15 protein-coding genes are annotated in these 15,142 nt (G+C 42.1%); 9 read left to right on the top strand and 6 right to left on the bottom strand.

The features are described from left to right. The first annotated feature begins 504 nt into the window (after positions 1-504). The 4 genes from AACW90_RS13250 (at position 505) to AACW90_RS13235 (ending at position 3,365) form a co-directional block, all read left to right on the top strand. Positions 505-753 (top strand): DUF3297 family protein, encoded by a 249-nt coding sequence (locus tag AACW90_RS13250; protein ID WP_195702389.1) that lies wholly within the window; start codon positions 505-507, stop codon positions 751-753. Positions 754-1,058: 305 nt separating this feature from the next. After that, entirely contained in the window at positions 1,059-1,484 is a 426-nt protein-coding gene (locus tag AACW90_RS13245; protein WP_390235181.1) for a GNAT family N-acetyltransferase, read from the top strand. A gap of 9 nt (positions 1,485-1,493) precedes the next feature. Beyond that, entirely contained in the window at positions 1,494-2,102 is a 609-nt protein-coding gene (locus AACW90_RS13240) for a DUF4326 domain-containing protein (RefSeq protein ID WP_390235179.1), read from the top strand. Between the two features lie 264 nt (positions 2,103-2,366). Continuing rightward, positions 2,367-3,365: a hypothetical protein gene (locus AACW90_RS13235; protein WP_390235177.1), complete on the top strand. Its 999-nt coding sequence runs from the start codon at positions 2,367-2,369 to the stop codon at positions 3,363-3,365. Between the two features lie 39 nt (positions 3,366-3,404). On the opposite strand, the gene AACW90_RS13230 is transcribed toward AACW90_RS13235, so the two are convergent. The 4 genes from AACW90_RS13230 to AACW90_RS13215 all read right to left on the bottom strand — a co-directional run bounded on the left by AACW90_RS13230 (position 3,405) and on the right by AACW90_RS13215 (position 7,872). Then, a complete protein-coding gene (locus AACW90_RS13230) occupies positions 3,405-4,841 on the bottom strand; it encodes a hypothetical protein (protein ID WP_390235174.1) in 1,437 nt (478 codons plus the stop codon). Between the two features lie 360 nt (positions 4,842-5,201). Then, positions 5,202-5,375: a XapX domain-containing protein gene (locus tag AACW90_RS13225; protein ID WP_195702383.1), complete on the bottom strand. Its 174-nt coding sequence runs from the start codon at positions 5,373-5,375 to the stop codon at positions 5,202-5,204. Between the two features lie 15 nt (positions 5,376-5,390). Further along, positions 5,391-6,542, bottom strand: a complete 1,152-nt coding sequence (gene add, locus AACW90_RS13220; RefSeq protein ID WP_390235171.1) for an adenosine deaminase — start codon at positions 6,540-6,542, stop codon at positions 5,391-5,393. A gap of 61 nt (positions 6,543-6,603) precedes the next feature. Next, positions 6,604-7,872 carry a NupC/NupG family nucleoside CNT transporter gene (locus AACW90_RS13215; RefSeq protein ID WP_390235168.1) on the bottom strand — a complete coding sequence of 423 codons (1,269 nt, stop codon included), beginning with the start codon at positions 7,870-7,872 and terminating at the stop codon, positions 6,604-6,606. Between the two features lie 288 nt (positions 7,873-8,160). Between AACW90_RS13215 and deoD the strand changes: the two genes are divergently transcribed. The 4 genes from deoD to AACW90_RS13195 all read left to right on the top strand — a co-directional run bounded on the left by deoD (position 8,161) and on the right by AACW90_RS13195 (position 12,619). Continuing rightward, on the top strand, positions 8,161-8,868 hold the full coding sequence (gene deoD / locus AACW90_RS13210) for a purine-nucleoside phosphorylase (RefSeq protein ID WP_390235166.1): 708 nt from the start codon (positions 8,161-8,163) through the stop codon (positions 8,866-8,868). A gap of 134 nt (positions 8,869-9,002) precedes the next feature. Beyond that, positions 9,003-10,100, top strand: a complete 1,098-nt coding sequence (mtnA, locus tag AACW90_RS13205; protein WP_390235164.1) for an S-methyl-5-thioribose-1-phosphate isomerase — start codon at positions 9,003-9,005, stop codon at positions 10,098-10,100. A 130-nt stretch (positions 10,101-10,230) separates the two neighbouring features. Continuing rightward, complete coding sequence (locus AACW90_RS13200; protein WP_390235162.1) at positions 10,231-10,881, top strand: L-fuculose-phosphate aldolase; 651 nt, start codon at positions 10,231-10,233, stop codon at positions 10,879-10,881. 109 nt (positions 10,882-10,990) lie between these two features. Further along, the gene (locus AACW90_RS13195) at positions 10,991-12,619 is read left to right on the top strand and encodes an NAD(P)/FAD-dependent oxidoreductase (protein ID WP_390235160.1); all 1,629 of its coding nucleotides are present in this window, start codon (positions 10,991-10,993) and stop codon (positions 12,617-12,619) included. A gap of 109 nt (positions 12,620-12,728) precedes the next feature. Here the strand turns inward: AACW90_RS13195 and AACW90_RS13190 are convergent, their stop codons facing one another. Beyond that, positions 12,729-12,902: a hypothetical protein gene (locus AACW90_RS13190; protein ID WP_390235157.1), complete on the bottom strand. Its 174-nt coding sequence runs from the start codon at positions 12,900-12,902 to the stop codon at positions 12,729-12,731. Positions 12,903-12,942: 40 nt separating this feature from the next. Further along, complete coding sequence (locus tag AACW90_RS13185; protein WP_390235155.1) at positions 12,943-14,235, bottom strand: alpha/beta fold hydrolase; 1,293 nt, start codon at positions 14,233-14,235, stop codon at positions 12,943-12,945. A gap of 232 nt (positions 14,236-14,467) precedes the next feature. Between AACW90_RS13185 and AACW90_RS13180 the strand changes: the two genes are divergently transcribed. Beyond that, positions 14,468-15,142 carry a tRNA (adenine(22)-N(1))-methyltransferase gene (locus AACW90_RS13180; protein WP_390235154.1) on the top strand — a complete coding sequence of 225 codons (675 nt, stop codon included), beginning with the start codon at positions 14,468-14,470 and terminating at the stop codon, positions 15,140-15,142.

Here is a 15,142-nt window from a genome sequence, read left to right as displayed (position 1 = left end):
CGTAGCAATCAATAAAATTTTAAAATACTCAAAAAAAATGCGACTACTTGATCGCATTGTTGTATAAATTACAGTCAATCATATCACTTAAGTCGCATATAGAACATTAAGCATTCGAAGCGCATTAGCTTGAAAAGTAAATAACCTTGAACGCGACAAAGCCAACAATGGATCGATAACCCGTACCAAAACAAAATCGAATACGACAGGCAATATAATAGACCAGATTAAACGACGTCGCTAAAGACAAGAAAACCATTACGGTGTGCTCGTTTTTCAAAACCAGACATCGTCCAATCTAAACGAAAAATCTGACAAAACAGACACAGTATGAACACACTTAGTTATACGCTGACTGTCTTTATTAACTTTTTCGATATTCGTGAATCTTGTATTAAGAATTTTTGGATTAACATTGTGCCTCTAACCTCTATTACAGCTCTTGAGCGTTAGGTCTACATTGTCTACAATGGCGCAACTTTTTATTTATTGCAGACCTCGAACATGAATGACACTACATCGCAACCCGCTTTACCAGACCACCTTTCGGGCAATCCTCGCAGCCCACATCATGTGGCCGAATGTTTCGAGCACAAAATTGGTATTCGACTTAACGGCAAAGAGCGCTTTGATGTTGAGGAATATTGCATCAGTGAAGGTTGGGTGAAAATCCCATCACCTAAAGCGGTAGACCGTCGTGGACAACCCATTTTGATTAAGCTAAAAGGCGTTGTCGAAGCTTTTTACAGTTAGGTCGTATTTGTACCTCATCTGAGTAATCTATAGAGCCGAAAAATTGTAGGCTCTATAGATTACGTTTTGGCGCTTACCATAACGTCAACTAATCTGTTTGTGCTGCACGATATAACATACCAATACTGTTTGAAAGAGAGTTTCTTCCGCGTTCAACCGTCATAACACCAACAAACCATCAAATCATTTTAATCTGCTAATCAAAGCAATGAGACTACTCGTACCTTGATTGTAATGGCGCGTGAAAATTGGCACTATCTGAACGAGAAACACGGCGTATGACCGTCTAAATAACGCGATAAATAGTGAAGGAAGTAGGCGCAATGGATATTCGTCAAATCGACTGGACACAAACCATTCCTGTTCGTCATCGAGTTTTATGGCCAGATAAGCCGCCCGAATTTTGTTATGTGGAAGGAGATGCAGATGGCCTTCACTTTGGGGCTTTTATAAATGAAGAGCTCGTTTGTGTTGCCTCTGTATATGTCGACGGCGATAAGGCCCGTTTACGCAAGTATGCGACGGAGTTTCAATTCCAAGGACTGGGCATCGGAACGGCAGTGTTGAAAGAAGTGATCGCTTATCTGAGAACGCACCACATCCAATATTTTTGGTGTGATGCAAGAGAGTCAGCATTAAGTTTTTACGCGCGTTTCGGTATGCTTTCGCAGGGGGAACGTTTCTATAAAAGTGACGTGGCGTATTACAAAATGGGCATGAATTTAATATAATTACCAGATATGAATTGTGTTCTTGTTCTCTATCCAACTTTATTCAAAAGCTACTCAAAGTTCAGTAGAAAGTTGTCTATGCTGCTCGAAAACTTGGTGTCCCCACAACTTATTTTTACCGATGACCATAATGAATTTGGTGCCCAGTATACAAAGCAACATAACCTCGCATACGAACAAATTGAACAACCACTAACCAAAGCGTTGCACAACATAACTCACGCCATTGTATTTAGCGATGGAGAAGAGTTTGTTGATGAAGTAAAAGCCTTACGACAAGGCTTTGTCAAAACGAGTGTGCAAAGAATTAAGATTACTCGGGTTGTCAACGTAACAAGAGATCCTGTCTATAACGGAAGGCAAAGCACCGAGCAGTTTGAATATATTGGTCGAGGATCTCCATGGGGGAATCCATACCCTATTGGTGCTGGTGGTGATGATCGTAACGAGGTTTTAAGAAAGTATAAATATGATTTTGATTACGACAATTTTTTGAACATCACCAAAATAAGTATGTTGACGCTTGCAGGGAAGCGACTTGGTTGTTTCTGTAAACCAGACGATTGTCACGGTGATATCATCGCTGATTATTTAAATACATATGATGATGGTCGATAGGTGTCAATGACTCAATAGATCGTCCTAAATACTGAAAAAATTATATTTATTTCGTTATCCATTTGAGTTGTTTAATGACATATAATTACGCAAATAATGACCAAAAATTACATGTAAGCAACCACCCCTACCACAAGCTTCTTTTTAACTAAATTGATGTCATTCATCACATTATCAATAAAGGTTAGTACTCAAAATGGGTGCAATCTTAAAGCTGTCAATTCAGCCTTAATAATAATCCCTACATGAATATGAGGAATAACAATGAAGTTAATCAGAACAGCAATCATCTTGGCTCTGTTTCCTTTGGCATCACATGCAAGTGATATGACGACAGGAAAAGCGGTAGAAGCACTTAACCTTAGTGAGTTAGCACTGACGTATAGCCAAGAAAAAATAGTAAAAGTAACCGGCATAAGTGATGCAACACAAGCGGATGCTTTACTCATTGATATGAGCGTAATCACCCCAAGCGATTTGGGTCAAGCAAAAACACTTTCTGACAAGCTTAATCATTTTGTTGCGGATCAAAACGATCAGTCTGAACGCTATATTGGTAATGTTTCCGACAAAAACATCGTCGAGCGCGTAAGCAAAACTTGGAACAATTCCAAGGTGATTGATGACAAAAAAACACTGAGCTTGCTGAACAGTTTCATCGATAATGGCCTGACTACCGGCTATAACGTTGTCGACACGCTAGATGAATCAAATTTTAATCAAAGTTTGATGATCCGATACGGCCACAATAATATCCAGCACGCCATCCAATTACTGTATCTAATGAAGAGTGAAGGTTTTGATCCAAAAGTACAACTCACACCAAAATCGTCTGCATTTTTATATCTTCCAGAGTGGGGCGAGCCAACCTACCCAGTAACAACACTTGAAAGTGGCAAAATGGTTTCTGTGGTTAAAGAGTATAATTTAGACTTTGAATTTCAAACACAAAAACGTAAAGAAAGCTTTATGGATTTGATCAATCAGTATGCAAAAAAAGACAGTGCTGATGAAAAAGGTCTACTTTTTGAATCATGGTGGCAGCCGTTCTATCGTTCATATACTGAAATGGCAGACTACAAAATATTAACTGAAAATCGCGTGATAATAGATCATTATCAAGCCGACCTAATGTCTCTGCCAGAGAAAGCAAAAGACCAAGAAAAACAAGTACGTGCGATGGCTGAAAACTACGATGTTGTGGCAACAAAAGTATGGGTTAACCCATCATTCTACCGTTACATGTTAGGTGAATTTAAGTAAGCACCTTAATGCTAAAAGGGTCTAGACCCCGTCTAGGCCCTAATTCAATTTATAGCCGTTTAATAGCTCACCTAAGGTCATAGGCCGGTCAAAAAAACCGAGTAACTGCGCAGGCGTTTTACCATCGCGATGCGGCCAGCAAAAATTATAGTAACCGGTAAAGACATGCAGCCAATCGTTAATCGATTGTTCGTTAAGTGTTGTCCCTAAACCTTGGAAGAAAGCCTTAGCGGCATCAAGATAGTGCTGAACCCTATCCAAACTCGTCTCTTGTAATAGCTTTTCCCACTGCTCGACTGACAAGCCTTGCCCTTTAATATGGCAAGCACCCTTGGTTTTATCCCCTTCGGACAGAAAGCCCCATTTATCTTGCCACCAGCCTATATGACGAATATTAAGTTTGTTCTCATTGAACCACGTCATTTTAGGGGCGCTTTCTCGAAAATAAAATAGGTGGTCTTCTGAACGCAATAAATCTTGCAAAGATGCATTCATAAAGGCATTTCTCAACATCGTATCTTGTTCAACAAAGTAGTAACGATGAGATTTGTGTTGCAGCTTTTTTCTTAGTACCAATGCATGTGCAAAACTGGCTAAATATGGCAAGGCTAAATGGCCTTTATAGGAGTGCATTACTGGTCGGTCATTGCTGGTTGGATCTAGGTAGTTCTTTCTCGACATGATGGCTTCATATTGCGCCGTAATGCTCATTATCAAATCGCCCTTCTCAGGGAGTTCAACAGGTGAGCGAGTCGACAGGCTAGGTTCAACGGCAAGCAAGCACTCCGGTTCCATGTCCGTTGTGAAATTCGTATCAAATGCCAAAACATAACCACTTTCTGTATGCGTTGTTGCAATGATCATGGCCGCTTGTTGCTCGCCCAAAAACTCATAGCTTGTTGATACATTGCATTTTTCTACTTTGTTATAAAACGATTCTTCTTTGACATGCGCAATATATTTGAGCCTATCGACCATGCCATGCTGCAACTTATAAAATGCTTTAGCGGTAATATTTAGCTTCTGGCAAATATTACGTACACCGAACGAATACATCATGCCGTAAAATATCGCGTTTTGCGCCTCACTATGTGGATTCATACACGAAAGTTGGTCGGTAAAAACAGTCTCACAGCATCGACATTGATAGCGCTGCTTCAGTGAATTGGTCTTGCCAAATGCTCTATAGCGTTCCGGAAACGCATGTACTGCAAGCGATTTAGAGGAACATTCACGGTTTGGGCAAGAGGTAAGAGATAATGCATGATATCGTTTTTGATGCTCAATAGTTTGGTAAACGGAACGATTATTAATAACCTGCGGATAAGCGCCACATTTTGGACAGTGATAAATATTCAGGGCTTTGGTGTTATGCACCGTTTGATACAAACTGGGGTCGCTTTGACCAAAATTCTCACACCCTGTTGAAACACAGTAGTTAACTTGAATTCCGTTGTACGGTTCGGGAAACACCATTTTGAGATCCTCTTCCACTGATTAAATTCCCCTTTGCAACCTTAATTATTACATTATACCAAGCTAAGTACGTTTGTGATCAGTATCAATGTCATCCCACCAACCACTCAAGAATTCTTATACGCTTAGCCATGGGTTACGCTGCCCATTAATGTCGGCTCCATTGCAACTATATTGTTGATCAGTTATTTGTCCAGATTGGTGTGAAAACATTATGAACAAGATACCTATCATCAACAAGGTTTGAGCTACAGAAATCATATAGTCAAAAGGGAATACTCACCTAGGTCAGTATTCCCTTTTTATAGAATTCGATTCAATCTAAGATTAAATCGTTTTGATACTTAACCTAGCCCTTGCTCAGGAAAAAAGCACACTTATATATTTGGTATAAATAATAGAACCTACATATACGCCCACAATCCCCATGACGCCGGACAACACCGGTGGAGCGGGAATGGGTAGCTTTACTGCTGTAAAAAAAATACCGACGATCAAGCCTGATGTTACGGCCAACAAAACTTCATTTAACACAATAGACTCCTATCCTTAGGGGCGAAACTGAAGACGATTAGCCAAACGTTTCTGTAATGCACCTTGTGGTAACGCAGTGCACAGAGCCGTAAGATCCTGCCAATCTTGCTCCTTCATTTCCCGATAAGTTTGCTTAATCAGCCTATCCCTAACATCATTCTCTACAAACGCCGCTTCAAGTGCACATAAGGTGACATCTAACAGCTCGACTTTTGTGAAACCAAATTGTGTTTCTGCAATATGGTATTCCTTTCCAATGTCGGTTCCAAATAACCCAGCATCATCGGTATTAATAGAAAGACGTACGCCTTTTTCATACAACTTACGCAGCGGATGATGCTCAAGAGACTGATTCAATTCAGAGACCAGTATTCGATTACTCGTAGGGGCAATTTCAAGGGTAATATTGTCACAAATAAGTGTTTCTATTAATGCCTCATCTTTGATTGCCGCGATGCCATGACCGATACGTTTTGCACCATACTTCAATGCCTGACGAATACTATCTGGCCCGCATATTTCACCAGCATGGTAGGATTTATCCAACGGGATTTGATCGACCAACTCATGTACATAGGTAAAGTCAGAAAACGTCCCCGCTAATTCGTTGCCAGCAATATTAAAGCCAGTGATGACTGTTCTTGGTTGCTGTTGGATAAAATCCGCACTCAAATTTAGGTGTTTTAGGCTCAAGTGGCGAACCCCACACGCTTGTAGTCGCGTTTCAGTACCATATAACGCTTTTACCTCGGCAATTGCACGTTCTACTGCGTCCATGATTTGATGATATTTCTCGCTATCGAGTTCACCTGAACCATCCTCTTGTTCGGTGTAACACAGATGGAATGCTGATGTAATAATCTCGCAGTAAACCAAGCCTTTCTCAGCATTACGAGACAAGTAATCCTTAACAATCAAATAGTAATCTTCTGGCGCTCGCACTAAAGCCGCGACAGTATCATAGGTGGTAACAAAGGCACCAAAATCAGATTCATTATAATTGTAACGACCATTTGGAAATTCACTACGGCTATATTTACCCTCTTGGTAAATAAAGTTCGCTGGCAGGGTAACACTGTATTTTTCCGCTAAAACAAGCGCCATTTTTGGTGTCACTGTGCCTTCAATATGTTCATGAAGCACGACTTTTGGAAGTTTCGTATCCATAATTTGACCTCTAATTTCATTTAACGTTAATCAGACAATTTCATTCTAGCTATTTATTTGGTTAACCTAGGCCAAAAAATATTCCGGCTATCGTCGCCCCCATTAGGTTCGACAAAATACCCGCAGCAAGCGCCTTAAAACCTAAAGAGGCTATTTCTGAACGACGCTCTGCGATCATTCCACCAATCCCACCAATGGCTATTGCTACCGTTCCTATGTTAGCAAAACCACATAATGCAAAGGAGATGATCACCTGGGTGCGTTCCGTCATCGGCATACCCGTTGCCCCGACGATGGCGTCACCACTCAGATATGGTGCTAAGTTAATGTAGGCAAAGAATTCATTAATCACTATCTTTTGACCAATGAATGAACCCGCTAACGTTGCTTCATTCCAAGGAACCCCCATTAACCACGCGATAGGAGAAAACAAATAACCCAAGATCAGTTGCAAGCTTAGGTTATCAAACCCAACCCAACTGCCCGCGCCGCCTAACAATCCATTAAACAACGCGACTAAGCCAACAAATGCTAACAACATACCACCCACTTCGATCGCCAACTTCACGCCGTTAGAAGCCCCTGTTGCCGCAGCATCAATGATATTTAGCGTCTGATTTTCTTCCGCTTTCTCTGGGTTTACATCATTTACTTTGTCTGTCTCAGGTATCAGTATTTTTGCAAATAGCAATCCACCCGGTGCCGCCATAAAAGAAGCAGCTAACAGATATTCCATTCTCACACCCAGCTGTGCATAGCTCGCTAACATGGTGCCTGCGATAGAGGCTAAACCACCGCACATTACCGCGAATAGCTCTGAGCGTGTCATAGTAGGCAAATAGGGTTTAATAAGAAGAGGTGCCTCTGTCACTCCTAAGAAAATGTTTGCAGTGGCAGACATTGACTCAGCTTTGCTGGTTTTAAGAAGTTTTTGCAGTGCTCCACCTATCCATTTGACGACAAACTGCATAATGCCAAGGTGGTACAGAACGGCGGATAAAGAAGAAAAGAACACGATAATTGGCAAAACCTTAAAAGCAATGACAAAACCGCCACTACCAAACAGTTCGTACATTTTGTCGCTAACAAGCCCACCAAATAAAAAACTTATCCCATCATTACTGTAACCAATCACCGCTGAAACGCCGTTGGCCATAGACAAGATGATGTCTTGCCCAATCGATGAGTACAAGATAAGACCACCAAGGGCTAATTGGATACCAAATGCGAATCCAACCGTTCTAAAGTTGATGGCCTTCTTATTTTCAGACAGCAAATAAGCGACACCAAACAAGGCGACAATTCCTACAATACTAATAACTAGTTCCATAATTTTTTCCATTAATTAGGTTCATACTGGAGATGACTTTCTCATAACTAGCATGAATAATTACGTGATGAATAGCTCATTTTACTACCCTTTAGCCTGACACCAATAGCTTGTTATCCATAAATCAACAACATCTTATATTAACGACAAAAAAATTATAATTTCAACTCATAAAGATAACGAGATACCTACCAATATCTATTCCAGTTTTAGATGTGATATATGTCACTAAACTAACCGCCACTAAATTTAACAATGGAGAAAATAACGTATATAAGGTGAAAAAATATGGCGCTAGCAATTAAAGCCAACCCTAATGATTTTGCAGAAACAGTCATCATGCCTGGCGACCCTCTACGAGCAAAGTACATTGCAGAAACCTACCTAACAGATGCTGTTGAGGTAAACAAAGTACGCAATATGTTGGGTTATACCGGCATATATAAAGGGAAACGTTTATCGATAATGTCTCATGGCATGGGTATTCCCTCAATTTCTATGTATGCCTATGAATTAATAAAAGACTTTGGTGTTAAGAACCTAATCCGCATCGGTTCTTGTGGCTCAGTTAGAGATGATATTCAATTGATGGATATTGTTATTGCGATGGGTGCAAGCACAGACTCTAAAGCTAACCGTGAACGATTCAAAGGGCACGACTTTGCTGCCATCGCTGACTATCACTTATTAGAAACCGCCGTTAACACAGCACGTAAGCAAGATCTAAACGTCAAAGTGGGTAACCTATTCACCTGTGATCTTTTCTACGGTCCAAATCCAGATATTTTCGAAGTACTTGAAACATACGGCATCATAGGTGTCGAGATGGAAGTTGCAGGACTCTATGCCGTCGCTTCGGAACTCGGTGCCAAGGCATTAGGCATATTGACCACAACCGATCACATTAAAAATGGTGGCATGCTCACAATTGAAGAACGTGAATTGTCGCTTCATCAAATGATTGAACTGGCACTCGACACGGCAGTCGAGCTTTAAGTGCGCTCATAAGCGGCACCATCTATTAATAATTCCAATGACTATTAATAGTTCCAATGGCTATTAATTCGTTCCAGAGACCACCAGAGTGAATGCCTTTGGTGACTCTACACAGATTAGGTTAAATAAATAATATGAAAATTGACGGCAAACATTATCGCTCTATTTGGCAGGCAACGGATAACAAAAACATCCATATCTTTAATCAAGAAAAATTACCTTATGAGTTTGAAATTCTGACGCTTTCCACCATGGAACAAGCCGCAGAGGCCATTATTTCAATGAAAGTACGTGGCGCACCTTTGATCGGTTGTGTGGGAGCTTACGGTATGGCCTTTGCCATGTCTGTCGATAACAGTGATAAGGCAATAGAATCCGCCTATCAAACGTTGGTAAAAACTCGCCCGACCGCGATTAATCTACAATGGGCACTGGACCGAATCTGCCAGCGTTTACGACAAACTCCGCCGCAGGATCGTGTACAAGTGGCCTATGAAGAATCCGCCATCATCTGTGATGAGGACGCGGAAATAAACCACAGCATTGGCCTACACGGTTTAGAGATCATCCGCGAACTCGCCGCAAATAAAGCCCCCGGAGAAGCCGTTAACATCCTGACCCATTGCAACGCGGGTTGGCTCGCAACCGTTGATTGGGGTACGGCACTAGCACCAATGTACTTGGCGCATGATGAAGGCATTAATATCCATGTGTGGGTTGATGAAACTCGCCCAAGAAACCAAGGTGCGTTGACCTCTTTTGAGCTGGGTGGTCACGGTGTCCCGCATACCCTAATTGCCGACAATGCCGGTGGACATCTAATGCAGCATGGTGAAGTGGATATGGTCATTGTGGGTACTGACCGTGTGACGGCTCGCGGTGATGTGTGCAATAAGATCGGTACCTATCTAAAAGCACTCGCTGCACAGGCCAATAATGTGCCTTTCTATGTGGCACTGCCATCGCCAACTATCGATCCTAGCGTATGGGACGGAGTTAAAGAAATACCGATTGAGCAGCGCAATGGTAAAGAACAATCTCATGTGCAAGGTATTGACGCAAATGGGCAACGCAGCTTTGTCAATACTGCACCGACAGGTACAGAATGTGGCAATTATGCATTCGATGTAACACCTGCAGAAATGGTCACCGGTTTGATTACCGAAAAGGGCGTATGCAAAGCTAATAACGAAGCTTTAAAGGCGATGTTTGCAGACATCATGGACCGATAACACGCCGTCCAATTCATATTTCCCTTCGGTGTTGATAAGGCATTAACCCACTTATCAACACCCATTGAATTCGTTGAATTACTACCTCATGACCTCGAAAAATCAACATACTCCAGTATAGGAAAAGAACATGCTACTTGAAAAAGAGAGAATCGACATTGTCGAAACGTGCAAAAAGCTCGTAAACCATAACCTTACCGTTGGTACCGGCGGCAATGTTTCGATATATAACAGAGAACAGAATTTAATCGCAATCAGTCCAAGTGGTGTCGATTACTTTGCAGCCAAACCGGAAGATGTCGTTATCATGGATATGGATGGAAACTGTATTGATTCGATTCGCAAACCATCAAGCGAATGGGGTATGCATAAAATATTCTATGATCGCCGAGAAGATATCAATGCTGTGGTTCACACTCACTCCACTTACTGTACCGCCATTGCAACCTTGAGACAGTCACTTCCCGCTTCAAATTATCTGGTCGCCTTTTCAGGCTATAATGTTCGTTGCGCGCAATACCAAACTTTTGGTACTCAAGAACTAGCCGAATCTGCTTTTGAAGCGATGCAAGATCGTCGAGCCGTCTTGCTGGCCAATCATGGTTTACTTACCGGATCGGGAACCTTAGACGCCGCATTCCAGATTGCTGAAGAGATTGAGCACTGCGCCAAGATTCATTGTATTGCCTCAAGCTTTGGTGCCCCTGTGATCCTAGATCGAGATGAGATGACACTGATGCAGGAAAAATTTAAAACATATGGCCAACCACCTAAAAAATAGTGACGTGTTACCTAAGGATTGTTGTTTTGACGTGATAATGTTTATTACATTTTTGAGAGAGATCACGTAGACTACGCGATTATTTTTTCGGCCAATTATCAGGTGAATCATGATACGTCTCAACCAAGTAAAATTACCGCTAGATCACAGTGAAAATGCGTTACAGGATTATGTTTTAGAGACGCTGTCACTATCTGAGCAACAGTTGGTTGATATCCATGTATTTAAACGTGGTTATGACGCCCGGAAAAAGAATCAAATCACCCTAATTTACACCTTAGATATAACGCTAAAAGAGGTGGATGAAGCACAGCTATTAGCAAGGTTTGAGCAAAATCAAAACGTGCGAATTTCTCCCGATACCGAATACAAATATGTTGCTAGCGCACCCGCTGATTTAACTGAACGTCCTATCGTGATCGGAATGGGTCCATGTGGTTTATTTGTGGCGTTAATCTTGGCTCAAATGGGCTTTAAGCCCATTGTATTGGAGCGAGGTAAATCCGTACACGAACGTGCGAAAGACACCTTCCGATTTTGGCGTACTAGCGAATTGAATACGGAATCTAATGTTCAATTTGGTGAAGGTGGCGCGGGTACGTTTTCTGACGGGAAATTATATAGCCAAGTAAAAGATCCCGGTTTTCTTGGCCTAAAAGTTAAAAACGAATTTGTTCTTGCTGGCGCACCAGAAGAAATTATTTACGTAAGCAAACCGCATATTGGTACGTACAAATTGGTGACCATGGTCGAGAAGATGCGCACGAACATCATTGAACTCGGCGGCGATATTCGCTTTGAAACACGCGTAGAAGAGATAAACATTGAAGGCACTGGTGACGATCAGCACGTTACGGGTGTAACGTTAAACGGTGGCGAAGTGATCAACAGTCAACATGTTGTTGCGGCTATCGGTCATAGTGCCCGAGATACGTTCCAGATGCTGCATGACAAAGGCGTGCATATGGAAGCGCAGTCTTTCTCAATCGGATTTCGTATCGAACACAAACAAGCAATGATTGACCAAGCTCGGTTTGGCAAAAATGCTGGGCATCCAATTCTAGGGGCCGCAGATTACAAACTTGTGCATCATTGTAAAAATGGTCGTTCGGTATATAGCTTCTGTATGTGTCCCGGTGGCGTTGTGGTCGCTGCGACGTCCGAAGAGCATGCGGTTGTCACGAATGGTATGAGTCAATACTCTCGTAGCGAGCGTAATGCAAACAGCGCGATAGTGGTCGGTATTTCGCCTGAGGACTTTAACAACGACCCTCTACAGGGCGTAGCATTGCAACGTAAGCTTGAACGTAATGCCTATGTGATGGGCGGAAGTAACTACGACGCACCAGCACAAATGGTGGGTGACTTCTTAGCGGCTGGTCAAGGCTTGCCTTTCGAAGCGATTGAGCCATCCTATAAGCCGAACGTAAAAATGACGGATCTAAGCGATGCGTTACCAGACTTTGCCATTGACGCGATTCGCGAGGCTCTGCCTGCATTTGCTAAGAAGATTCGCGGGTTTGATAGTAAAGACGCAATGCTAACCGGTGTTGAAACACGTACTTCATCACCGGTGCAAATCAAACGGGGTGCTGATTTCCAAAGCATTAATACTCAAGGTTTGTATCCTGGTGGTGAAGGCGCTGGCTACGCTGGTGGCATTCTGTCTGCTGGTATTGATGGTATCAAAATCGCAGAAGCAGTTGCACTGGATATGCTTAAGAACCGTCGAGCATAAACGCTTTATTGCCCGTAAACGGTGACAACTAAGAAGCAACCGTTCTAGTTTGAATAAGGGAAAGTACTTACGGATCGTAAAACGTCCGTGTGCCTTCCCTTATTGGTTGTCAGTCGTCTTTTTTATCAATGGTTATCTCTAACGATTTACTATTACCAGCAAACCATTTCTGAACATACAGAGAACCCAGAATAGGCGCGGTTCCTTCATCAGGAACTTCCTTATAGCGAACACTATTCTTTGTTTCTTTCTCGTATTCAAACTGCACTACTTTCTTTGTCATCGTTTTTCCCGTTGAGCTATTTTTCTTGAAAATGCATGGACTATTTGGGTAGGTTGTCTAACGCATTCGCCATGGTGATTAAACGGTCAAGGATGTTTTCACCGTCGACACCGAGACCATTGTGTTCATATTCATTGGTAATCCATACCTTAGACATCGAAATATTCTCCAATGTCTCGCGGGTGTAATCAAGCTCAACATACATATCATCTGCATAGGCAGCACAAGCGACAGGTACTCTATTTTTACTCAGCGTCTCAGCATTATACAGATCTCCCCAATCTTCTTTCTCTGCTAACATCTCGGCGGCTTCGCGTAGTGGTTCTAATGTCTTTAGCTGACGAAACATCCATGGGTATACCATCTCTCCAGTGAAGCAGAACCTTTCCCCTATTCGATAGTTAAACTGAGAATAATGTTCACGAACGCGATGCGCTGACCAGTTTGATGCAAAACCTTGGCAGTAGATAGATTCATGCAGAATAGCGTATATGGGATTGGTGAGATAGCTCTGTTCTTGCTGCATTTGGCTCAAAAAACCGTAGCTTAGTTGTTTGTCGCCGTTCACCTCAATAAAGGCACTTTCTAGCGTGAAATAGAGCGGTAGATTTGCCCCACCACGCCCAAGATTGATTCCAATTAGCTGAAACTGTTCAACGGTAAAGTGTTGACCATTCGGCAATGTCACTTGGTTTTCAAGTAAGTATTGGGCAATATCACGGCACATGTCTTGGGCTTGCGGGAACTGAGCAAAGAACGCGTTATTCTTATCCGTTACCCTCTTATAGGTCGCCATATAAACATCATCGGCATGTCGATAAATCGAAGGAATTCCGCCTGTCACATAACAGCGGAGTAAGCTTTGTGGAAATAACGATAGGTAAGACAACGTACAGAAACCACCAAAGCTCTGCCCTAATGTGGCCCATTGTTCGATACCAAACTGTTCACGAATCGCTTCTGCGTCGCGTACGATATTATCGGCTCTAAAGTGAGAAAGGTATTCGGCTTGCTTATCAGCAGACAGGTGCGCGAGAGATTCTTGATTAACCACTGAGCTGTTACCTGTACCTCGTTGATCTAACAAAAGAACGCGATAGTCTTGAAGTGCACGTTTTAACCAACCCGACTCACCGCTTACCCGTGGTGACGGAAAACCAGGACCACCTTGAAAGTAAACCAACCAAGGAAGATCGTCGTTATCTTTGGCTAAATCAACAAGCTCACGGGCGAACACCTGAATCTGTTCACCCTCATCATCTTGATAATTAAGCGGCAATGTAAAACGGTGTTGGCGATACAGGGTCGATCCATCAATAAAACGCTTTTGCACTCAGATGTCCTTATTATTGGTAACATATGTGATGTAGTGTGAGAGTGACAAATCACCCCTCAGCCACAAAAATATTAACACTATTTAAGGTTTAAACGGCACCATAATTTGATAAACCATACATCAGCGTAAAGAAAAGATAGGCAGCATAATAAACTCGGTTAACCTACTTCGCTAAACGTAAGAAAACCATTACAATGCGCTCGTTTTTAACCGTTAGTAGGTGGTTTCCTTGAAGCTCAGTAAGAGATTAATACAAATAGAACAAATGGTGGCATCGGGCTATGCCCACGTTTGGGATTGCTGCTGTGATCACGGTTTTCTTGGTGCAGCTTTATTGTCTCGACAGGTCAGATCAACGATCCATTTTGTTGATATAGTGCCCGAACTAATGGCTGAATTAAACGGTAAGCTTCATCGTTTTTACTCAAGTTCAGCATGGGAGACTCACTGTCTTGACGTCGCCGAGCTACCTTTAGAGCAATATGAAGGGAAGCCTCTAATTATCATTGCTGGCGTTGGCGGTGATTTGATGATCAAGTTCATCGATGCAATTCATCAGAAGCATTCAGGTTTAGATATTGATTTTTTACTCTGTCCTGTTCATCACCAATTTGCATTACGTCAAAAGCTAATTGAGCTTGATTATCGATTGAAACACGAAGTTCTCGTTGAAGATAACCAACGCTTCTATGAAGTTATTTTGGTTTCGTCAACGAAACAAGAAAACATGAAAATTGGTCCGGTTGGCGAAAAAATTTGGCAACCTGAATCATCGAATCAAGCTGCAATAGCTGAAAATTACTTAAATAAAACGCTTAACCATTACAGCCGAATTCAACAGGGCAACACAACCGATGTTCAGCCCATCATTGATGCGTATCGTTCGGTAAAGATCTCTTACTGA

Source organism: Vibrio frigidus, assembly GCF_042465995.1.
Taxonomy (GTDB): Bacteria; Pseudomonadota; Gammaproteobacteria; order Enterobacterales; family Vibrionaceae; genus Vibrio.
Note: the sequence above shows the minus strand (reverse complement) of the source record. Positions and strands in the feature narration are given on the sequence as shown.

Excerpts from the sequence above, each read along its gene's own strand:
- AACW90_RS13250 (WP_195702389.1), top strand. The coding sequence starts at position 505 with ATGAATGACACTACATCGCAACCCGCTTTACCAGACCACCTTTCGGGC.
- AACW90_RS13240 (WP_390235179.1), top strand. The coding sequence starts at position 1,494 with ATGAATTGTGTTCTTGTTCTCTATCCAACTTTATTCAAAAGCTACTCA.
- AACW90_RS13235 (WP_390235177.1), top strand. The coding sequence starts at position 2,367 with ATGAAGTTAATCAGAACAGCAATCATCTTGGCTCTGTTTCCTTTGGCA.
- AACW90_RS13230 (WP_390235174.1), bottom strand. The coding sequence starts at position 4,841 with ATGGTGTTTCCCGAACCGTACAACGGAATTCAAGTTAACTACTGTGTT.
- add (WP_390235171.1), bottom strand. The coding sequence starts at position 6,542 with ATGGATACGAAACTTCCAAAAGTCGTGCTTCATGAACATATTGAAGGC.
- AACW90_RS13215 (WP_390235168.1), bottom strand. The coding sequence starts at position 7,872 with ATGGAACTAGTTATTAGTATTGTAGGAATTGTCGCCTTGTTTGGTGTC.
- deoD (WP_390235166.1), top strand. The coding sequence starts at position 8,161 with ATGGCGCTAGCAATTAAAGCCAACCCTAATGATTTTGCAGAAACAGTC.
- mtnA (WP_390235164.1), top strand. The coding sequence starts at position 9,003 with ATGAAAATTGACGGCAAACATTATCGCTCTATTTGGCAGGCAACGGAT.
- AACW90_RS13200 (WP_390235162.1), top strand. The coding sequence starts at position 10,231 with ATGCTACTTGAAAAAGAGAGAATCGACATTGTCGAAACGTGCAAAAAG.
- AACW90_RS13195 (WP_390235160.1), top strand. The coding sequence starts at position 10,991 with ATGATACGTCTCAACCAAGTAAAATTACCGCTAGATCACAGTGAAAAT.
- AACW90_RS13190 (WP_390235157.1), bottom strand. The coding sequence starts at position 12,902 with ATGACAAAGAAAGTAGTGCAGTTTGAATACGAGAAAGAAACAAAGAAT.